The organism is Micromonospora mirobrigensis, assembly GCF_900091555.1.
GTDB classification, from domain to species: domain Bacteria; phylum Actinomycetota; class Actinomycetes; order Mycobacteriales; family Micromonosporaceae; genus Micromonospora; species Micromonospora mirobrigensis.
In genome coordinates, this window is sequence record NZ_FMCX01000006.1 from 121,148 (window position 1) to 141,743 (window position 20,596).

18 protein-coding genes are annotated in these 20,596 nt (G+C 75.5%); 12 read left to right on the forward strand and 6 right to left on the reverse strand.

What is annotated here, in order from left to right:
* The first annotated feature begins 1 nt into the window (after position 1).
* From nth to GA0070564_RS20300, 4 genes are read left to right on the forward strand one after another with little or no spacing between them, the layout of a single operon-like run.
* Positions 2-781, forward strand: a complete 780-nt coding sequence (gene nth, locus GA0070564_RS20285) for an endonuclease III (RefSeq protein ID WP_091610645.1) — start codon at positions 2-4, stop codon at positions 779-781.
* Positions 778-1,515, forward strand: coding sequence for a TlpA family protein disulfide reductase (locus GA0070564_RS20290; RefSeq protein ID WP_091610648.1), 738 nt, complete (start codon positions 778-780; stop codon positions 1,513-1,515). Before nth ends, GA0070564_RS20290 begins: the two co-directional genes overlap by 4 nt.
* Positions 1,512-2,210 (forward strand): NUDIX hydrolase, encoded by a 699-nt coding sequence (locus tag GA0070564_RS20295; protein WP_091610651.1) that lies wholly within the window; start codon positions 1,512-1,514, stop codon positions 2,208-2,210. Before GA0070564_RS20290 ends, GA0070564_RS20295 begins: the two co-directional genes overlap by 4 nt.
* A 58-nt stretch (positions 2,211-2,268) precedes the next feature.
* Positions 2,269-3,447, forward strand: coding sequence for a MarP family serine protease (locus tag GA0070564_RS20300; protein WP_091610654.1), 1,179 nt, complete (start codon positions 2,269-2,271; stop codon positions 3,445-3,447).
* A gap of 9 nt (positions 3,448-3,456) precedes the next feature.
* Here the strand turns inward: GA0070564_RS20300 and GA0070564_RS20305 are convergent, their stop codons facing one another.
* The 4 genes from GA0070564_RS20305 to eccCa form a co-directional block, all read right to left on the reverse strand.
* Positions 3,457-4,185, reverse strand: coding sequence for a phosphatase PAP2 family protein (locus GA0070564_RS20305; protein ID WP_091610657.1), 729 nt, complete (start codon positions 4,183-4,185; stop codon positions 3,457-3,459).
* 30 nt (positions 4,186-4,215) lie between these two features.
* Positions 4,216-5,022, reverse strand: coding sequence for a phosphatase PAP2 family protein (locus GA0070564_RS20310; protein WP_091610660.1), 807 nt, complete (start codon positions 5,020-5,022; stop codon positions 4,216-4,218).
* Positions 5,023-5,092: 70 nt separating this feature from the next.
* Positions 5,093-6,451 (reverse strand): type VII secretion-associated serine protease mycosin, encoded by a 1,359-nt coding sequence (mycP, locus tag GA0070564_RS20315; RefSeq protein WP_091610663.1) that lies wholly within the window; start codon positions 6,449-6,451, stop codon positions 5,093-5,095.
* Between the two features lie 73 nt (positions 6,452-6,524).
* On the reverse strand, positions 6,525-10,472 hold the full coding sequence (gene eccCa, locus GA0070564_RS20320) for a type VII secretion protein EccCa (protein ID WP_091610666.1): 3,948 nt from the start codon (positions 10,470-10,472) through the stop codon (positions 6,525-6,527).
* A 102-nt stretch (positions 10,473-10,574) separates the two neighbouring features.
* Between eccCa and eccD the strand changes: the two genes are divergently transcribed.
* Complete coding sequence (eccD, locus tag GA0070564_RS20325) at positions 10,575-11,960, forward strand: type VII secretion integral membrane protein EccD (protein ID WP_091610668.1); 1,386 nt, start codon at positions 10,575-10,577, stop codon at positions 11,958-11,960.
* 59 nt (positions 11,961-12,019) lie between these two features.
* On the opposite strand, the gene GA0070564_RS20330 is transcribed toward eccD, so the two are convergent.
* Positions 12,020-12,526 (reverse strand): inorganic diphosphatase, encoded by a 507-nt coding sequence (locus GA0070564_RS20330; RefSeq protein ID WP_091610671.1) that lies wholly within the window; start codon positions 12,524-12,526, stop codon positions 12,020-12,022.
* A gap of 547 nt (positions 12,527-13,073) precedes the next feature.
* On the opposite strand from GA0070564_RS20330, the gene dacB reads away from it, so the two are divergent.
* From dacB to GA0070564_RS20360, 6 genes are all read left to right on the forward strand, one after another.
* Positions 13,074-14,495 (forward strand): D-alanyl-D-alanine carboxypeptidase/D-alanyl-D-alanine endopeptidase, encoded by a 1,422-nt coding sequence (gene dacB, locus GA0070564_RS20335; RefSeq protein WP_176730783.1) that lies wholly within the window; start codon positions 13,074-13,076, stop codon positions 14,493-14,495.
* Positions 14,496-14,561: 66 nt separating this feature from the next.
* Positions 14,562-15,629, forward strand: coding sequence for a zinc-dependent metalloprotease (locus GA0070564_RS20340; protein ID WP_091611602.1), 1,068 nt, complete (start codon positions 14,562-14,564; stop codon positions 15,627-15,629).
* 10 nt (positions 15,630-15,639) lie between these two features.
* Positions 15,640-16,623 (forward strand): tRNA lysidine(34) synthetase TilS, encoded by a 984-nt coding sequence (tilS, locus tag GA0070564_RS20345; RefSeq protein ID WP_091610679.1) that lies wholly within the window; start codon positions 15,640-15,642, stop codon positions 16,621-16,623.
* A 138-nt stretch (positions 16,624-16,761) separates the two neighbouring features.
* Positions 16,762-17,133, forward strand: a complete 372-nt coding sequence (locus GA0070564_RS20350) for a VOC family protein (protein ID WP_091610683.1) — start codon at positions 16,762-16,764, stop codon at positions 17,131-17,133.
* A gap of 12 nt (positions 17,134-17,145) precedes the next feature.
* The gene (locus GA0070564_RS20355; RefSeq protein ID WP_176730763.1) at positions 17,146-17,604 is read left to right on the forward strand and encodes a DNA glycosylase family protein; all 459 of its coding nucleotides are present in this window, start codon (positions 17,146-17,148) and stop codon (positions 17,602-17,604) included.
* A 50-nt stretch (positions 17,605-17,654) separates the two neighbouring features.
* Positions 17,655-19,283, forward strand: a complete 1,629-nt coding sequence (locus tag GA0070564_RS20360; protein WP_091610687.1) for a gamma-glutamyltransferase family protein — start codon at positions 17,655-17,657, stop codon at positions 19,281-19,283.
* On the opposite strand, the gene GA0070564_RS20365 is transcribed toward GA0070564_RS20360, so the two are convergent.
* Positions 19,271-20,239, reverse strand: a complete 969-nt coding sequence (locus GA0070564_RS20365; RefSeq protein WP_091610692.1) for a GlxA family transcriptional regulator — start codon at positions 20,237-20,239, stop codon at positions 19,271-19,273. The two genes, GA0070564_RS20360 and GA0070564_RS20365, sit on opposite strands and share 13 nt — an antisense overlap.
* A gap of 139 nt (positions 20,240-20,378) precedes the next feature.
* Between GA0070564_RS20365 and GA0070564_RS29435 the strand changes: the two genes are divergently transcribed.
* Positions 20,379-20,528: a hypothetical protein gene (locus tag GA0070564_RS29435; RefSeq protein ID WP_218104979.1), complete on the forward strand. Its 150-nt coding sequence runs from the start codon at positions 20,379-20,381 to the stop codon at positions 20,526-20,528.
* Positions 20,529-20,596 lie beyond the last annotated feature (68 nt).

Genomic DNA, 20,596 nt, shown 5'->3' on the forward strand with positions numbered 1-20,596 from the left:
CGTGACCACGAGCTCCCCCGAGACGGACCTCGGTCGTACCCGTCGTGCCCGGCGGATCGGTCGGGCGCTGACCGAGGCGCACCCCGACGCGCACTGTGAACTGGACCACTCCAACGCCCTGGAGCTGGCCGTGGCGACCATCCTCTCCGCCCAGTGCACCGACAAGAAGGTCAACGAGGTCACCCCGAAGCTCTTCGTCCGCTATCCGAGCGCCGCCGACTACGCGGGCGCGGACCGGACCGAGCTGGAGGAGCTGATCCGGCCGACCGGCTTCTACCGCAACAAGACCGACTCCCTGATCAAGCTCGGTCAGGCCCTGGTCGAGCGGTACGACGGCCAGGTCCCCGGCAAGCTCGCCGACCTGGTCACCCTGCCCGGCATCGGACGCAAGACGGCAAACGTCATCCTCGGCAACGCCTTCGACGTCCCGGGCATCACCGTCGACACCCACTTCCAGCGCCTCGTCCAGCGCTGGGGGCTGACCACGCAGACCGACCCGGTCAAGATCGAGCACGAGATCGGCGCGCTCTTCCCGAAGCGCGAGTGGACCATGCTCTCGCACCGGATCATCTTCCACGGCCGTCGGGTCTGCCACGCCCGCAAGCCCGCCTGCGGGGCGTGCACGCTGGCCAGGCTCTGCCCGTCGTACGGCACCGGGCCGACCGAGGCGGCCGCCTCGGCGAAGCTGCTCAAGGGCCCCCGGGCGCGGGACCTGGCCGTGGCGGCCGGCGTCGACCCGGCCCTGGTGCCGCAGCAGGCGGTCGTGGCGGAGGCGCCGTGAAGCGCCTGCTCGCCGCCCTGGCGATCCCGCTGCTGCTGGTCGCCGGCTGCACCGCCACCGAGAAGGAGCCGACCGAAACTCGGACCGCACGGGCGGAGCGGCCCTCGCCGTTCGCCGACTGCGCCGCACTGACCAGTCCGTTGCCGGGGCCCCCGCCCCCCGGCGCGACCGCCGATCCGTCCGCCCCGGCGCGGCGGCCGGCCGGTCCGGCACCCACCCGGCAGCCGGCCGAGCCCACTGCCACCGCGCCGGCCGAACCCACCGCCGGCCAGCGGCCGGCCGGGCGGGCGAGTGGGCCCGCGCCGGTCGGTGAACCGCTGCCCGACCTGAACTTCCCCTGCTTCACCGGCGGCACGCCGATCAGCCTGCGGAAGGTCACCGGCCCCGCCGTGATCAACGTCTGGGCGTCCTGGTGCCCGCCGTGCCGCAAGGAGCTGCCGGCCTTCCAGCGGCTCAGCGAGCGCACCGAGGGCCGGCTGCGGGTGGTCGGCGTCAACAGCCGGGACAGCCGCGGCGGCGCGCAGTCCATCGGCGAGGACTTCGGCGTACGGTTCCCGATGCTCGCCGACTCCGGCGACGCCCTCCAGCGGGAGTTGGGGCGCAACGCCATCCCGTTGACCGTGCTCGTCGGCGCCGACGGCCGGATCCGGCACGTCGACGCCTCCGGGGCGCTCGACGACGCCCGCCTGGCCGAGTTGGTGCGTACGCACCTCGGGATCGCGGTGGACGCGTGAGCCGTACCCTGCCCGCCTGGATCGAGCCGCTGCTGGGCCGGCTCGGCACCGCGCGCGTCGAGGACTTCACCCGGCTCGTCACCCCCGAACAGGGCGGCCGGGAGAGCGCCGTGCTGGTGCTGCTCGGCGAGGAGCCGGGGGTCGGCCCGGACCTGCTGGTCCTCCAGCGCGCCGCCACCCTGCGCAACCACGCCGGCCAGCCCGCCTTCCCCGGCGGCGCGGCCGACCCGGAGGACGCCGACGCCCCGGCCACCGCGCTGCGCGAGGCGAACGAGGAGGTCGGCCTCGACCCCTCCACCGTCACCGTCCTGGCCGAGCTGCCGAAACTCTGGATCCCGGTCAGCGACTTCGTGGTGACCCCGGTGCTGGCCTGGTGGCACGCCCCGCACCCGGTGCACCCCCGGGAGCCGGCCGAGGTCGCGCACGTCGCCCGGCTGCCCATCGCCGAGCTGGTGGACCCGGAGAACCGGATGCGGGTCCGCCACCCCAGCGGCTGGATCGGCCCGGCCTTCTCGGCCCGCGGCATGCTGGTCTGGGGCTTCACCGCCGGGGTCATCTCCACCCTGCTGGAGATGGGTGGCTGGGCCCGTCCCTGGCCGCGCGGACGGGTGGTCGACCTGCCACCGGAGGGTTCCGCCCCGGCCCCCTCCGCCGGCACCGACGACGTCGACGAGATGGCCGGCCCGCTGACCTGACGGTCACGTTCCGCAAGCGGCGGGGACCGCCCGGGCGCGCTGCCCGTACCCTTGACCCGTGTCCGCCGTGGATCTCGTTCTGCTCCTGCTCATGCTCGTGTTCGCGATCAGCGGATACCGTCAGGGCTTCGTCATCGGGGCGCTGTCGTTCTCGGGGTTCTTCCTGGGTGCGCTGCTCGGCCTCCAGGTGGGGCCGCTGCTCGCCCGCCAGTTCGCCGACAGCGGCACCCGGGTGCTGGTCTCCCTGGTCGCGGTCTTCGGGCTGGCGGTGCTGGGTCAGGCGTTGGCCGGGTGGCTCGGCTCCAACCTGCGCGCCGCGATCACCGGGCAGGCCGGGCGGCGGATCGACGACATCGGCGGCGCGTTCGTCTCGCTCTTCGCCGTCATGCTGGTGGCCTGGCTGGTCGCCGTGCCGCTGGGCTCCTCCTCGGTGCCCTGGCTGGCCGCCTCGGTCAAGAACAGCGCCCTGCTCAACGTGGTCGACCGGATCCTGCCCGACCAGGTCCAGGAGCTTTCCACCGCGCTGCGGGACACCGTCGACACCAACGGCTTCCCGGAGGTCTTCAACGGCCTGGGGCGTACCCAGGCGCGACAGGTCTCCCCGCCGGACCCGGCGCTCGTCGGCTCCCGGGTGGTGGCGAACAGCCAGCGCGCGGTGGTGAAGGTGCTCGGCTCCGCGCCGAGCTGCTCGCGCCGGATCGAGGGTTCCGGCTTCGTCTACGCCGACGACCGGGTGATGACCAACGCGCACGTGGTCGCCGGCACCCGCTCGGTCTCGGTGGAGCTGCGCGGCCAGCGGTACGACGGCGAGGTGGTCGTCTACGACCCCGACCGGGACCTGGCCGTGCTGCACGTGCCGGGGCTGCCCGGCCCGTCCCTGCGGTTCGCCGCCGGCCAGGCCGGCACCGGGGCGGACGCCATCGTGCTGGGCTTCCCCCTCGACGGCCCGTACGACGCCCGGCCGGCCCGGGTCCGGGACGTGGACCGGATCACCGGCCCGGACATCTACTCCTCCGGTGACGTCACCCGGGAGATCTACACGATCCGGGCGCTGGTCCGCAGCGGCAACTCCGGCGGACCGCTGGTCTCCTCCAACGGGCTGGTGCTCGGGGTGATCTTCGCGGCGGCGGCCGACGACCCGAACACCGGCTTCGCCGTCACCGCCGCCGAGGCCCGGCCGGTCGCGCAGGCCGGCGCGGAGCGTACCCGCGGGGTGGCCACCGGCGAGTGCACCTGAGGCGCGGGTTCAGCCGGCCGCCGGGGTGGGGGCCTCGACCACGTCGCCGCCGGGGCGGCCGATCGACGGGAGCTTCGCCCGACCCCACCGCAGGCTGCGGTCCAGCACCACCCGCGCCATGATCGCCACGCAGGTGCCGCCGTTGACGAACGAGGCGACCACGTCGCTGGGGTGGTGCATGCCCCGGTACATCCGGGTGACCGCCACCCCGATCGGCACCAGGATCAGCAGCGACCACCAGGCCACCTTGGCCGGGGTGCTCTTCGCCCGCAGGGCCAGCAGCACCGCGATGCCCACGTAGAGCGCCGTCGCCGCCGAGGTGTGCCCGGACGGGAAGCTGGAGGTCGGCGGGGAGACGTCCATGTGCTCGACCGCCGGCCGGTTCCGGTCGATGACGATCGTGGTCAGCAGGAAGACCAGCGCCTGGGCGCTGACCGCGGCGCAGAGGAAGAGCGGCTCCCGCCAGCGGTGCAGCACCAGCCGCAGCACCAGCGCCACCAGTACGGTCACCACGACGATCAGCTGGGTGCTGGCCAGCGTGCTGAAGACCAGCGACACGTCGTTCCAGCCGCCGGTACGGTCGGCGGCCAGCTCCCGGTTCACCGTGTCCTCCACGGTGAACGGCCAACTCCTGGCGAGGACCCTGGTCACCAGCAGACCCAGGCCCACCATGACGGACAGCAGCAGGGCCACCGGCAGCAGTACGCGGCGGGCGACCTGGATCGCGACATCGGACATGAGCCGCCCTTTACCCCGTGGGGTGTGGAACTACGCCACGTCCCGCTCGCCCGTACGGGTGGGCTCCTCCGCCAGCTCCGGCACCACGCCCTCCCGGGTCGGGTGCACCGGCCGTCGGGCGACCTGCTGCCGCCAGGTGGTGAACGCCGCGGCTGTCGCCGCCACCACCGCCGACCCGAGCAGCCAGCCGCCCACCACGTCGCTGGTCCAGTGCACGCCGAGCGCCACCCGGCTGACCCCGGTCACCACCGCGATCAGCAGCGCCACGGTCCACAGCACCACCCGCAGCACCGGCCGGTGCCGGGCGTACGGCAGGAAGACCAGCAGCAGCACCCCGGCGGCCAGGGCGGCGTTCAGGGCGTGCCCCGAGGGGAACGAGTAGCCGGTGGCCCGGGCCACCGGGTCGAGCAGCTCCGGGCGGTGCCGGCCGACCAGCAGCTTCAGCAGCCCGCCGAGCAGCCCGCCCACGGTCATCGTGGTCACCACCCAGAGCGCCAGCCTGCGGGCGTGCCGCCACAGCAGCCAGAGCACCACGACCAACGCCGCGAAGCGCAGCGGCATCGGCGCGAAGACGTCCGTCCACCAGCTCATCGCCCGCACCCAGCCCGGATGGTCCAGGGCGTAGCCGTGCAGCGCGTCGGTGACCGACTGGTCCAGGTCGTGCAGCGGCGGCCAGGCGGCGAGGATCAGCAGGAGCAGCAGGGCGAACGGCACCAGCACCAGGAAGGCGGCCGCCGCCGCCAGGGTGAGCCGCAGGCCGAGCGAGTGCTGCTGATCCAGCCGGCGCCGCCGCCAGGACGGTGCGGGAGCGGGACTACGGAAACCGGACGCGCGCATGTCGCAGTCCTACCCAGTCATGGCCCGGCTCAGCCCACCCGGACCGGGTCGGTTGGCGCCGGCACGCCGGTCAGCGGCCCGCCTGGCGGAACCGGCGGATGATCAGCGCTCCTCCGGTGACCAGGGCGACGAGGAGCGCCAGGCCGGTCCAGAGCCGTTCCGGGGCGGAGCCGTCGCGACCGCCGCCGCCCTGCGTCGACCAACCGGCCTGCTGGCGGGGCGCGGTGAAGCCGATCGGGTCCGACCCCGAGCCCGCGGCCTGGGCGTCCTGTGCCGCGCCGGGTGCCGCGCCGAAGCCGACCACCCCCGGGGTCTCGTTGTCGTCCAGCGGGTTGCGCCCGACCGGCGGCACGTCGGCCGTCAGCGCCGCCACCGGGTCGACCAGGCCGTACCCGAACCGGTCGTCCCGGCCCACCGGGCCCAGGTCACGGGCGGTGCTCAACAGCCGGTTGACCACGTCACCGGCGGACATCTGCGGATAGCGGGAGCGGACCAGCGCGGCGGTCGCGGCCACCAGTGGGGCGGCGAAGCTGGTGCCCTGCACCCGCCAGTAGCCGTCCGGGCGGGCGCCGAGCAGCGACGTCGCCGGGGCGGTCAGCACCGTCTCGTGCCCGGTGATCGAGCCCGACCAGAGGTTCTCACTGTTGCGTTCCAGGCCGGCGACCGCCAGCACCCCCGGCTCGCGGGCCGGATACCACACCTTGCTGCTGGTGGAGGTGGCGACGTTGCCGGTGCAGGCGACCACCACGACGTCCCGGGCGAACGCGTAGTCGATGGCCGCGGCGAGGGCCGGGCTGTCGCCGCTGCCGCCCAGCGACAGGTTGATCACCCGGGCGCCGTTGTCCACCGCCCAGCGGACCCCCTTTGCCACCACCATCGCGTCGTCGTAGCGGTTCTCCTCGTCCAGCACCCGGACCGGCAGGATCTTCGCGTCCGGTGCGAGGCCGACCACGCCCCGCTCGTCGTCGCGGCGGCCGGCGATCAGCCCCGCCACCGTGGTGCCGTGCCCCACCGGGTCCGGCTCGTCGGCGCCGCCGGGGGTGACCAGGTCTATGCCGGGCAGCACCTGACCGGCGAGGTCCGGATGCGAACCGTCGACCCCGGAGTCGATCACCGCCACGGTGACCCCCCGGCCGGTGGCCGTCCGCCAGGCCGTCTCGGCCCGCAACTCCTCGAGCTGCCACTGCTCGTCGCGTACCTGGTCCAACCGGCTCGGGGTGTCCACCGGGGCGAGCCGGACGGCCTCGAAGCGGCCCTGCCCGGTGGCGGCGGCCGCGGGCTCGGGGGCGTAGCGGTGCGGCGCGGCCTGCGCCGGGGCGGTCCCGCCGGCGACCGACACGGCGGCCACCGCGCCGAGCAGCGTCCGCGCGACGAACCGCCGGGGCGCCGTCGGGCGGCCGTGCCGAAGACTGGTCACATTCTCAGCCATTCATCGCGACAGAAACATGCCTGAGGGAGATTACCGGGTTTCCGGCCCCGTACGGGCGAATCCCGGAACACCGTCACGGCGGTGGCAGATGGGCCAGCTGGACGAGGCGTACGCCCTCCCGGCGGGTGACCAGCCGGCCACGGCCCGGCGGCAGCGGCCCGGGGCGGACCGAGCCGACCAGCTGCCCCTCGTCCGGGCTGCCGTCCATCACCAGCCCGGCGGTGGCCAGCTCCCGCAGCCGCTGCACGATCGGCTCGTACTGGGCGCGGCCCGCGCCGCCGGCCCGGCGGGCCAGCACCAGGTGCAGGCCCACGTCCCGGGCCTGGGGCAGGAACTCCTCCAGCGCGCGCAGCGGGTTCGCCGGGCCGCTGGCGACCAGGTCGTAGTCGTCGACCAGCACGAACAGCTCCGGACCGGACCACCAGGACCGCTCGCGCAGCTGGGCCGGGGTGACCTCCGGGCCGGCGATCCGGCGCTGGAGGTAGCCGGCCGCCGACTCGACCACGTCGGTGGTGTGCGCCGCCGCGCTGCCGTAGCCGATCACGTGCGGCAGGTCCTGCAACTCCATCATGCTGCGCCGGTAGTCCACCACGATCATCCGGGCCTGCTCGGGGGCGAACCGGGTGGCGATCGAGGTGGCCAGCGCCCGCAGGAAGGACGACTTGCCGCACTCCGCGTCCCCGAAGACCACGAAGTGCGGCTCGGTCGTGAAGTCCAGCACCACCGGGCGCAGGTCCGCCTCGGCGACCCCGACCGGCAGCCGCAGGCCGGTCGTCGCCGACAGGTCCAGCTCGGCGTAGGGCAGCACCGGCGGCAGCAGCCGCACCGGCGGCGCCACCGGACCGGACCAGGCCGCCGCCACCGCCTTGACCAGCCCGGCCGTCTCCCCGCCCAGGCCGACCGCCTGCGGCAGCGCGGTCAGGAAGTGCAGCTTCTCGGCGGTCACGCCGCGGCCCGGCGCGTCCGGAACGTTCGCCGCCACCTGCCGGTTGACCATCGAGTCGGAGGGGTCGCCGAGCCGCAGCTCGACCCGGGACCCGAACAGGTCCCGGATGCCCGGGCGGAAGTCCGTCCAGCGCACCGCGCTGGCCACCACGTGCACCCCGTACGACAGGCCGCGGGTGGCCAGGTCGGTGATCAGCGGTTCCAGGTCGTCGTACTCGTTGCGCAGGGTGGGCCAGCCGTCCACCACCAGGAAGACGTCCCCGTACGCGTCGACGGTCGGCTGCCCCGCCGCGGCCAGCGCCGCCCGCCGCTGCCGCCAGGCCGCCATCGACTCCACGCCCAGCTCCGCGAAGCGGCGCTCCCGCTCGGCGAGCACCGTCGAGACCTCCCCGACGGTACGGCGTACCGAGGTCGGATCGGCCCGACCGGTCACCCCGCCCACGTGCGGCAGGTCGCGCAGCGCCCCCAGCCCGCCGCCGCCGAAGTCCAGGCAGTACACCTGCGCCTCGATCGGGGTGTGGGTCAGCGCCAGCGCGCAGATCAGGGTGCGCAGCAGGGTGGACTTGCCGCGCTGCGGCGCCCCCACCACGGCGACGTGCCCGGCCGCTCCGTCCAGGGCCAGCCAGAGCAGGTCCCGACGCTGCTCGTACGGCTTGTCGACCAGGGCCACCGGCAGCTGGAGGGTGCCGTGCAGCTCCGGGTTGCCGACGGTCAGCCCGCGGGTCGGGTCGGCGGCCACCGGGCCGAGCAGCTCGTCGAGGGCCGGCGCCGGGCCGAGCGGCGGCAGCCAGACCTGGTGCGCGGGCGGCCCCTGCCCGGCCAGCCGGTCGACGAGCATGTCCAGCAGGCTCTCCGCGTCGGTGGCGGCGACGGTCAGCTCGGCCGGGCCGGCCGGCTCCGGCGGCGGGACGAAGTGGGTGGAGAAGGCGAGCAGTCGGGGCGTACCGGCCGGGCCGGCGCCGGCGCTCCCCGCCCGGCGGACCGGTCCGGAGACGTACGCGGCCTTGAACCGGACCAGCGGGTCGGTGCCGAAGCGCAGGTAACCGTGCCCGGGCGAGCGGGGCAGCTCGTACGCGTCGGGCACGCCGAGCACGGTGCGTGACTCCAGCGCGGAGAAGGTCCGCAACCCGATCCGGTACGACAGGTGGGTGTCGAGTCCCCGCAGCCGCCCCTCTTCCAGGCGCTGGCTGGCCAGCAGCAGGTGCACCCCGAGGGACCGTCCGAGCCGGCCGATCTGGACGAAGAGCTCGATGAAGTCCGGCTTGGCGGTCAGCAGCTCGGAGAACTCGTCGCAGACCAGCAGCAGCGACGGCAGCGGGGCGAGGGGGCTGCCGGCGGCCCGGGCCCGCTCGTAGTCCCGCAGGCTGGCGAAGTTGCCGGCCCGGCGCAGCAGCTCCTGGCGGCGGACCAGCTCGCCGTTGATCGCGTCGACCATCCGGTCCACCAGCGGCAGCGCGTCGGCCAGGTTGGTGATCACCGCGGCGGTGTGCGGCAGCCGGTCGAAGCTGGCGAAGGTGGCCCCGCCCTTGAAGTCCACCAGGACGAAGTTGAGCTGCTCGGAGCTGTGCGTGGCGGCCAGGCCGAGGACCAGGGTGCGCAGCAGCTCGGACTTGCCGGAGCCGGTCGCGCCGATCAGCAGCCCGTGCGGGCCCATGCCGTCCTGCGCGGACTCCTTGAGGTCCAGCTCGATGGCGCCGCCGTCGGCGCCCACCCCGATCGGCACCCGCAGCCGGTCCCGCGCCGAGCGGGGCCGCCAGCCCTGCTCGGCGGTGAAGCTCTCCGGGTCGCCGGTGCCGAGCAGTTCGGGCAGGCCCAGCTCGGCGCCGGGCGGGGCGTCACCGGCGCGTACGGCGGTCGCCAGCCGCAGCGGCGCGAGCCGGCGGGCCACCGCCTCGGCCTCGACCGGGTCGAGCCGGTCGGCGGTGCCCACCTCGGCGGGCCCGTCGGCGGAGGTCGAGTGCAGGCGGTCGCCGCGCAGCTCCAGCAGCAGGGCGTACCGGTCGAGCAGCCGGGGCGGCGGGGTGTCCAGGTCGATCACGGTGACCGCGTCGATGCCGCCGTCCCCGGTGAGGTCGGTCGCGCCGGTCAGGTCGCCGCCGTCGAGCAGCACCACCACGTGCGGACCGTCGGTGGCCGGGCCGGCCGGGCTGAACCGGGACCGGGTGGCGAGCACGTCGTCGAGGAGGCGTTCCAGCTCCACGCCCGAGCTGGTGACCAGCCGGACCGGGCCGAGGGCGTCGGTGCGGGTGGGGTGGTGGGCGTGCGGCAGCCACTTCACCCACTCCCAGAGCGCCCGCCGTTCCGGCCCGGCGCAGACCGCGACCAGCAGCTCGTCGGGGGCGTGGAAGACGGCCAGTTGGGTGAGCATCGCCCGGGCCAGCGCCTGGGCGGGCTCCGAGCCCCCGGCGGCCGGCCGGCCACCGGAGACGAAGACCCGGGCGAAGCTGCGCAGCGACAGCGCGACCGGCAGCTCCGGCACCACCGAGTACGCGTCGAGGAAGCGGCGCAGCGCGCCCGCGGTCATCGGCTCCAGCTCCTCCAGCGGCCGGGTGACCGGGGGGACCAGCGGGGTGGCCAGGGTCTGCGGCCCGACGCCCACCCGGACCACCGCGAAGTCGGGGTCGTCGGGCCGGCGTTCCCAGACCCGGTGACTGGCCGCCGTGGACCAGAGCCGTCCCGGGTCGGGGTGCCGGTAGTAGAGCCCGGCGCGCTGCTGCCCGGCGGTCTGCCGGACCCGACGGCGCAGCGCGGCGAGGTGGCGCAGGTACTCCCGGCGGGCCGCCATCATCTCCGACTTGCGCGGGGTCCCCGAGGCGCTGCCCCACGAGGTCACCAGCATCGCCACCGAGGAGAGGCCGAACATGCCGCCCACCACGTACGAGTAGGCGCCCCCGCCCCGGCCGAACATCATCGCCATGGCGACCGTGCCACCCAGCATGGGCAGCACCATCAGCGCCTGCTGCCACCGGCCGCCGGTGACCACCGGGATCTCCGGTGGCGCCTCCACGGGCAGCTCGCCGACCGGGATCTCCGGCGCCGGCCGGCGCGGCGGTCGCTTGATGACGACGGTGGACACGAGACCTCCCGGGTAGCGCTCGGTAACCCGAGCCTGGCTCATGGTAGGTAAAGTCCTGTCGTCCGCGCACCCACCGTCCACATTCGAGAGGCAGGCAGGTTGATGACGACCGGGCTGGCCCGGGTCACGATCAGCGCGCCGCAGCGGCGGGTGGACGTGGCCCTGCCGGAGCAGACGCCCCTGGCCGAGCTGCTGCCGGAGGTGCTGCGGCACGCCGGGGAGGGCCTCGCCGACGACGGCGAACGGCACGGCGGGTGGGTGCTGCGCCGGGCCGACGGCGAGGTGCTGGCCGCCGCCCAGGCGCTGCTCCCGCAGGGCGTCCGCGACGGCGAGGTGCTGCACCTGGTGCCGGCCCGCGCGCAGTGGCCGGAGCTGGAGTACGACGACGTGGTCGAGGCGATCGCCGACGGCGCCCGCCGCCGGGGCAGCGCCTGGTCGGCGTCGGCCACCCGGGCGGCCGCCCTGGCCGGAGCGGCCGTGCCGCTGGCCGTCGGGCTGGCCGCCGTGCTCGCCGCCGGGCCCCGGCAGGCCGCCGCGGCGCCCGTCGCGGGCGTGGTGGCGGTGCTGCTCACCCTCGCCGGCACGGCCGCCTCCCGGGCGTACGGCGACGGCCCGGCCGGCGCCACCCTGGGCGGGTACGCCCTGCCGTGGGCGGCGGCGGCCGGCGCCCTCGCGGTCGGCTCCGGGGACCGGGTCGGCCCGCTCGGCGTGCTGCCCTGGCTGGGCGCGCCGGAACTGCTCGCCGGATCGGTGGCGCTGCTGCTGGTCGCGGTGCTCGGGCTGGTCGGGGTGGCCAGCCGGGTACGAATCTTCGTGGCCGGCGCGACGGCCGGCCTGGCCGGGGCGCTCACCGCGGCCGGCGGGCTGGTCGGTGACCCGGCGGGGGTGGCGGCGGTGCTGCTCTGCGTGTTGATCTTCGCGCTCGGGGCGATGCCGTTGCTGGCCATCCGGCTGGGCAAGGTGCCGCTGCCCCCGGTGACCCTGCCGGACGGCAGCCCGGCCGGTGACCTGCCCGACCGGGGGCGGGTGCACGCCGCGGTCGCCCGGACCGAGGAGATGCTGACCGGGATGCTGCTCGGGCACGCCGTGCTCGCGGTCGCCGCGGCGGCGGTGCTGAGCGTCGCCGGGGGCGTCGCCGGTCGGCTGCTGGTCGCCGTCGGTTCGGCGGTGCTGCTGCTGCGCTCCCGGCTCTTCGTGGCGCTGCGGCACCGGGTGCCGCCGGTGACCGCCGGGCTGGCCGGGTTCGCCGTGCTCGGGGCGGTGCTCGCCACCGGCTCGGGCCCGGCCGGCCGACTCGCCCTGGCCGCCGGTGGGCTGCTGGCGGCGCTGGCCACCGTGGTGGCCGGCACCACGTACGCCCGGCGGCCGGTCTCGCCGTACGTCGGGCGGCTGGCCGACCTGGCGGACACCGCGCTGGTGGTCTCCGTCGTGCCGGTGGCCTGCGCGGTGCTGGACCTCTACGACTCCGCCCGCGGCCTGCTCGGCTGAGTCGACGAAAAGGCCCGGGGTCGCTCGCGTGGAGCGGTCCCGGGCCCGTCGACGTCAGCTCAGTGCGTGGTCTCGCCGCGCGCCTCGGCGTCCTTGGCCCGCTGGTACGAGGCGACGATCTCGGCCTCGGCCTCGACCCGGCCCACCCAGGTGGCGCCCTCGACCGACTTGCCCGGCTCAAGGTCCTTGTAGACCTCGAAGAAGTGCTGGATCTCCAGCCGGTCGAACTCGCCGAGGTGGTGGATGTCGCGCAGGTGCTCCTGGCGCGGGTCCTCGTAGGGAACGCAGAGGACCTTGTCGTCGCCGCCCTTCTCGTCCGTCATCCGGAACATGCCGATGGTGCGGCAACGGATCAGGCAGCCGGGGAAGGTCGGCTCGGGGACCAGCACCAGGGCGTCCAGCGGGTCGCCGTCCTCGCCCAGGGTGCCCTCGATGAAGCCGTAGTCGGCGGGGTACTGCGTGGAGGTGAAGAGGGTGCGGTCCAGCCGGATCCGGCCGGTCGCGTGGTCCACCTCGTACTTGTTCCGGTGACCCTTGGGGATCTCAACCGTGACGTCGAAATCCATCTTCCACGCTCCCTCGTTTGCCCACGCTGGCTAACGGAAACCAGTGGCGCCGCCCCGGACGGGTGAATGCTCACCCACCGGCTCCGGCCGCCACATAGTGTTCGGACGGAAGTAGTGTCACCCAGGACGCTTTTCGGCGGGGGAGGAGGGGGTCGTGGGGAGGGAAGATTCACACTACCGCCCGGACGGGGTTGACGGGCGGCGGTTCGGTGGATCCGGATCCGGCGGGGTGTACGGCAACGCGCGTGCCGTCCCGCCCGGCGGCGGCCACCCCGACCCCGGCCCGAACCACCCGTACAGCGCCGTGCCGGGCACGAACCACCCGTACAGCGCGGTCCCCGGCCCGGGTGTCGGGCAGCCGTACGGTGAGCGTGCCGGGGCCGCCGCGGGCGGGGTCTACGGCACCCGCGCCGAGCGGTCACCGCAGCTCGACCCGCCGACCCGACCGGTGGCCGGCCGGCCCGCCGCCAGCGGCACGGCGGTCGGCCCGCGCCCGGGCCCACCGGCGCCCCCACCGGCCCGCCGTCGTCGTGTCCTGCCCTTCGCCGTGCTCGCCACGGTCCTGCTGCTGGTGCTCGCCGGGGTCGGCGTCTTCGTGGCCCGCCCGGGGCCGGTCGCCGGCTGGCTTGGCGAGGACGAGCCGAAGCCCACCGCCACCGCCACGCCTCCCGAGCCGGACCCGGAGGCGGTCCTAGCCGGCCTCGACCCGAACGCGCCCGAGCCCACCCCGGACGGGGTACGCGCCGCCCTGGCCCCGCTGGTCGGTCAGCCGGAGCTGGGCAGCCGGGTGAACGTCTCGGTGGCCGACGTGGCGACCGGCACGTCGCTGTACGCCAAGGGCGCCGACGCACCCACCGTGCCGGCCTCGGTGACCAAGCTGGTGACCGCGGTGACCGTGCTGGAGGCCCGGGGTCCCGGCTACCGGATCCCCACCCGGGCGGTGGCCGGGGCGGCCCCCGGCGAGGTGGTGATCGTCGGCGGCGGCGACCCGACGCTGGCCGTGGACGGCAAGGGGTTCTATCCGGGCGCGGCCCGGCTGGACGACCTGGCCCGGCAGGTGAAGGCGGCGCTCGGCGGCACCGCGCCGACGAAGGTGACCGTCGACGCGACGCTCTTCCCGGGCCCGCGGGTGGCGGCGGGCTGGGACGGCGACATCCCAACCGGTGGTTTCGGGGCGCGGATCTCCGCGCTGATGACCGACGGCGCCCGCAGCGAGCCGGACAAGGCCCGGCGGACCTTCGAGGAGACCAACCACGCGGCGGAGCGGACGGCCGAGCCGGATCTGTTCGCCGGCCGGGCCTTCGCCCGGCTGCTCGGGCTGCCCGGTTCCGCGGTGGGCACCGGCCGGGCGCCCGCCGCCCCGGCCAGCCCCGCCGCCGGGGCCCCGGCGCCCGGCACCGAGCTGGGCAAGGTCCAGTCCCTGCCGGTCATCCGGCTGGTCGACATCATGATCAGTGACAGCGACAACGTGATCGCCGAGGCGCTGGCCCGGCAGGTGGCGCTGGCCCGCAAGCAGCCGGCGTCGTTCGTCGGGGCCGGCAGGGCGATGGACGTCGTGGCGGGCGAGCTCGGCCTGCCCGCCGACGAGCTGGACCTGGCCGACGGCAGCGGCCTGTCCCGGAACAACCGGATCAGCCCGTCCCTGCTGACCGACCTGCTCACCATCGCCGGCAACGGCCGGCACCCGGAGCTGGGCGCGATCTTCGGCGGCCTGCCGGTGGCGGCCTGGTCCGGCACGCTGAACGAGCGGTACCAGGTGGCGGCCACGAAGGCCGGCGCGGGCGTGGTCCGGGCCAAGACCGGCACGCTGACCGGGGTGCACGCGATCGCCGGCCTGGTCACCACCGCCGACGGCCGGCTGCTCACCTTCGCCGTGCTCACCGACCAGGCGCCGGCGGACTCGATGGACGGCACCCGCCAGGCCCTCGACCGGATCACCTCCGCCCTGGCCGTCTGCGGCTGCCGCTGACCGCCGCCCCCGGCGATGCCCGGTCGACGGCGGTTCGGGGTGTCGCGGCGCGGGTACGGTGGGGTGATGGCGCAGTTCGTGGACTGGGATCTGGCGGCCGCTACGGCGGGGGCGTTGAGCAAGTCGGGCCCCCGGGTGTCGTACGCCGAGGCCACCGACGTGGTCGCCGACCTGCGTCGGCTGACCGAGGAGGCGGCCGGGCACGTGGCCGACTACACCGGGCTGCGTTCGCAGGTGGCCCACCCGCCGGTGAAGGTGGTGGACCGGCGGGACTGGGCGGCGGCGAACATCGCCGGCCTGCGCGAGGTGATCACCCCGCTGGTCAGCCGGCTCTCGAAGGACAAGCAGCCCGGCCCGCTGACCGAGGCGATCGGCTCCCGGCTCACCGGCGTCCAGGCCGGCACCGTCCTGGCGTACCTCTCCGGCCGGGTCCTCGGCCAGTACGAGGTCTTCTCCGGTGACCCCGGCCAGCTGCTGCTGGTCGCCCCGAACATCGTCGAGGTGGAGCGGAAGCTCGGCGCCGACCCGCGGGACTTCCGGCTCTGGGTCTGCCTGCACGAGGTGACCCACCGGACGCAGTTCACCTCGGTGCCGTGGATGCGGGCGTACTTCCTCGGCGAGGTGCAGGCCTTCGTCGACGCCTCGCAGAACAGCGAGCACCTGCTGGAACGGCTGCGCCGGGGGGTGGCGACGCTCTCCGACGCGGTGAAGGACCCGGAGAGTCGCAGCAGCGTGCTGGACATCGTCCAGACGCCGGCCCAGCGGGCCGTGCTGGACCGGCTCACCGCCCTGATGACCCTGCTGGAGGGGCACGCCGAGTTCGTGATGGACGGCGTCGGCCCGCAGGTGATCCCCAGCGTCGAGTCGATCCGCGCCGCGTTCAACCGGCGCCGCGAGTCGGGCAACCCGCTGGAGAAGGCGATCCGCCGGCTGCTCGGCGTCGAGGTCAAGATGCGCCAGTACGCCGAGGGCCGCAAGTTCGTCCACGGGGTGGTGGAGCGGGTCGGGATGGCCGGCTTCAACAAGATCTTCAGCTCGCCGCTGACCCTGCCCCGGATCGAGGAGCTGGGCGACCCGGACGCCTGGGTGGCCCGCGTTCACGGGCCGGCCGGCGGCCTCCCGGTCGCCGACTGAGCCGTCCACCGTGGCCGCTCTCGCCCCGCCGGTCGCCGAGGTCCGGTCCGCTGTCCGTCGGTCGCTGACCGGGCTGCCGGCCGGCGCGACGGTGCTGGTCGCCTGCTCCGGCGGGGCGGACTCGCTGGCGCTGGCCGCCGCGACCGCCTTCGTGGCACCGCGGCTGGGGCTGCGTCCCGGCCTGGTCAGCGTCGACCACGGGCTGCAGCCCGGTTCCGCCGGGCGGGCCGCCGAGGTGGTGAAGTGGGCGGCCGACGCCGGGCTGGACCCGGCGCAGGCGGTGGGGGTGACCGTCGCCGGCCGGCCGGGTGGGCCGGAGGCCGCCGCCCGGGAGGCCCGTTACCGGGCGTTGGTGGAGTGCGCCCGGGAGCACCGGGCGGTCGCGCTGCTGACCGGCCACACCCGCGACGACCAGGCCGAGACGGTGCTGCTGGCGCTGGCCCGGGGCGCCGGCCCGCGCGGACTGGCCGGGATGCCGCAGCGGCGGGAGCTGTCCGGGGTGCCGCTGCTGCGCCCGCTGCTGGACGTCGGTCGGGAGCAGACCCGCGCGGCGTGCGCGGCGCTGGGCCTGACGCCCTGGGACGACCCGCACAACACCGACCCGGCGTACGCCCGGGCCCGGGTCCGGCACGACCTGCTGCCGGAGCTGGTCCGGGTGCTCGGCCGGGGGGTGGTGACGAACCTGGCCCGGACCGCCCGGCTGGTCGCCGAGGACACCGCCGCCCTCGACGACCTGGCGGCCGCCGCGCTGGCGGCTGCCCGGGTCGCGGACGGGCTCGCGGTGGCCGCCCTGACCGACCTGCCACCGGCGGTACGCACCCGGGTGCTGCACGCCTGGGCCCGGGAGTTGGGCGCGTCGGCGGCCGCCCTGTCGTACCGGCACGTGCTGGCGTTGGACGCGCTGGTGACGGCGTGGCACGGGCAGGGGCCGGTGCACCTGCCGGGCGGGCTGTGCGTGTCCCGGAGCGCGGGCCGGCTCACCCTGGCCGGCTGAGCCACGCCCGGCTCAGCGGGGGTCGTCGGGCCCGGCGACCCGGCCAACTCCCGGGAAGTTGCGGGCTCCGGGTGGTGGGAGGCAGCAACTTCCCCGAAGTTGCCAGCAGAAGTCAGCGGGGGGAGGAGAGGAACCACCATGACTGTCACCGGACCCGACTTCATCGCCCTCCAGGTGCGGGATCTCGAAGCCTCCGCCGCCTTCTACGAGCAGCGGCTCGGGTTGCGCCGATCGCCCGCCGCACCGCCGCAGGCGGTGGCCTTCGCCACCACGCCGGTGGCGTTCGCGGTCCGTGAGCCGCTGCCCGGCGTGGATCTCGACGCCGTCACGCCCCGGCTCGGCGCCGGCGTGGCGCTGTGGCTGAAGGCCGACGACGCCCAGACCCTGCACGACGACCTGGTCGCCGCCGGGGTGCCGATCGAGGCCGCCCCGGTCGACGGCCCGTTCGGCCGGACCTTCACCTTCCGGGATCCCGACGGCTACGCCGTCACCATCCACGACCAGGCCTGATACGACGAGCAGATGCGCACCCACACCACCACCCGCCGGGTCGCCGGCCCCTGGTCGCTGGCCACCTCCCGCGCCTTCTGGGAGGGCTTCGCCCCGGCCGCCCTGCCCGGACACGACGGGACGGACGCACTCCGGACCGCCTTCCTGGTCGACCGGGACTGGTCGCCGGCGACGGTGACGGTCGAGCAGCACGGCCGGACCGCCCGGATCGCGGTGGCGGGCCCCGGCGACCTGGACGCCGCGGTCGTCCAGACGGCACGGTTCCTCTCGCTCGACGTCGACGCCACCGGCTGGCCCGCCGTCGGCGAACGGGATCCGGTCGTCGGGGCGGCCCAACGGCAGTTGCCCGGGCTGCGGCCGTGCGGCTTCCACTCGCCGTACGAGGCCGCCTGCTGGGCGGTGCTGTCGCAGCGGATCCGCATCACCCAGGCCGCCCACCTGGGCGCGCTCGCGGAGCGGCCGGCCGGATAGTGGCCGCCGAGGGATCGACCGGGAGCCGCGGGACGCGGTAGACATGGCGGATGGCGTACCCCCGGATGCCGCTCTTCGCCCCCCACGGCGCGGTGGCGACCAGCCACCCGCTCGCCGCGGCCACCGGCCTGGCGGTGCTGCGGCGCGGCGGCAACGCCGTCGACGCGGCGCTGGCCACCGCGGTCGCGCTGACCGTGCTGCAACCGCCGTCGAACGACATCGGCGGCGACCTGTTCGCGATCGTCTGGGACGGGGAGCGGCTGCACGGGTTGAACGCCTCCGGACGGTCGCCGGCCGGGCTCACCCGGGAGGTGGTACTCGCCGCGTCGCAGCGGCGGGAGGTCGCGCCGGTCGACGCGCTCGGCGGCGCCCAGTCTCAGGGGGCGGCGATGCCGGCCCGGGGCTGGCTGCCGGTGACCGTGCCGGGGGCGCCGGCCGGCTGGCGCGACCTGCACGACCGGTTCGGCTCGCTGCCGTTCGCCGACCTCTTCACCGACGCGGTCGGGTACGCCGAGCACGGGCACCCGGTCTCCGCCGGGGTGGCGGCGGCCTGGGCGCGGGCCCTGGCCGGGGCCGACGATCCGCCGGCGGAGGAGTTCGCCGAGTTCCGCCGGGTGTTCACCGTCGACGGTCGGGCGCCCCGGCCCGGTGAGTGGTGGCGCAACCCGGACGCGGCGGAGACCCTGCGCCGGATCGCCGCCACCGGCGCGGCGGACTTCTACCGGGGGCGGACCGCTGCGGCGCTGGACGCCCACGCCGCCCGGACCGGCGGGCTGCTCACCGGCGACGACCTGACCCGGCACGGCTCGACGTGGGTGGACCCGTTGGCCGCCACCTATCGGGGCCACCAGGTGTGGGAGCTGCCGCCGAACGGCCAGGGGTTGGCCGCGCTGCTCGCGCTGAACGTGCTCGACGGGGTGGACCTCGCGGCGCTCGACCCGGTGTCCCGGCTGCACTGGCAGGTCGAGGCGGTGAAGCTCGGCTTCGCCGACGCGCACGCCCACGTCGCCGACCCGGAGCGGGCGGCGGTCCCGACGGCGGCCCTGCTCGACCCCGGGTACGCGGCGGCGCGGCGGGCCCTGGTGACCGACCGGGCCGGTACGCCGTCGGCCGGCGACCCGGAGCGCGGCGGCACCGTCTACCTCTGCACGGCCGACTCCGCCGGCATGATGGTCAGCCTGATCCAGTCCACCTACCTGGCCTTCGGGTCGCGGGTGGTGCTCCCCGGGCACGGCTTCGCCCTTCAGAACCGGGGGCTGGGCTTCCGGCTCGACCCGGCCCACCCGAACGCGGTGGGGCCGGCGAAGCGACCGTTCCACACCATCATCCCGGGTTTCCTCACCCGGGACGGCGCGCCCGTGGGGCCGTTCGGGGTGATGGGCGGCCACATGCAGCCGCAGGGGCACGTGCAGCTCGTCTCCGCGCTGCTGGACGCCGGGCGGGATCCGCAGGCGGCGCTGGACGCGCCGCGCTGGTACTGGCACGCCGGCCGGTCGCTGCTGGTCGAGCCGGGGCTGGACGGGGAACTGGTCGCCGGGCTGCGGGCCCGCGGGCACGAGGTGACCGTGGCGGCCGAGCCGGCGGTCTTCGGGTACGGCCAGGCGATCCTGCGGCTGCCCGGCGGCGGGTACGCGGTGGGCTCGGAGCCCCGGGTCGACGGCGGTGGCTACGGCTGGTGAGCCGCCACCCGGGCCCGGAAGGTGGCCCGGTAGCTGTGCGGGGTGGTGCCGACCCGCCGGGTGAAGTGGTGCCGCAGCCCGGCGGCGTCGCCGAAACCGGCCCGGCCGGCGACCTCCTCCACGCTCAGCCCGGTCTCCTCCAGCAGCCGCCGGGCCAGCAGCACCCGCTGGTTGGTCACCCAGTCGTGCGGGGTGGTGCCGGTCTCGGCGCGGAACCGGCGGGCGAAGGTACGCGGGGCCATGCCGGCCCGGCCGGCCAGGTCGTCCACGGTGACCGGTCGGTCCAGGTGGCCCATCAGCCACTCCAGCACCGGTTCGAGGGTGGGCGCCTCGGGCGTGGTGGGGATGGGCACCTCGACGTACTGGGCCTGACCGCCGTCGCGGTGCGGCGGGACGACCATCCGGCGGGCCAGTCGGGTGGCGACCGCCGAGCCGTGCTCCTGCCGGATCAGGTGCAGGCAGGCGTCGATGCCGGCGGCGGTGCCGGCGCTGGTGAGCAGTCGGCCGTCCTGGACGTAGAGCGAGTTGCAGCTGACCCGGGCCTGTGGGTGGCGGCGTTGCAGCTCGTCGACGTACCGCCAGTGGGTTGTGCAGTCCCGGCCGTCGAGCACGCCGGCCGCGCCGAGCACGAACGCACCGGAACAGACGCTGAACAGCCAGGCGCTCCGCTCGGCGGCCCGGCGCAGGGCGGCGAGCACCGGCTCGGGGACCGTGTAGCCGTCGGCGTGGGCGGGGACGGCCACCAGGTCGGCGTCCTCGATCGGGGTGAGGTCGGCATGCGGGACGAGCTGGAAGCCGGAGGCGGTACGGACCGGGCCACCGTCGGGGCTGCACACCGCGAAGCGGTAGTCGGGGAAGCCGTCGGCGGTGCGGTCGGTGCCGAAGACCTCGGCGAGCACCCCCAGCTCGAACACGGCGACCCGGTCGAGCGCGAGGACGGCCACCGATCGGAGCATGTGACGAGGGTAACCGAGGCGGTGGCAGAATATCGATGGCCAGTGTCATTTCTGCCGCTGTCCGTCGTGGTGGGTGGGGCGCAGACTGGGTCAAGTCCGGTGCGCACCGGCGGCGAAAACCACCCAGAACCACGCGAAAGTGAGCGCCGCCATGACCTTCTTCCTGCTCCCACTGCTGCTGCTCGCGCTGGCCGTCGCGTCGGCCGCCGGGCTCACCACGGACAGCCGCGACTCGGCCGACTGGAAGCCGACGACCGACGGCCGCCGCTGGCGGTCCCGCCCCTGCTGAGGTGATTTGCACCGTTGGCGGGAAAAATCCCGGCGGGGTCGTGGCGAAAACCGGCGGCCCCGCCGACG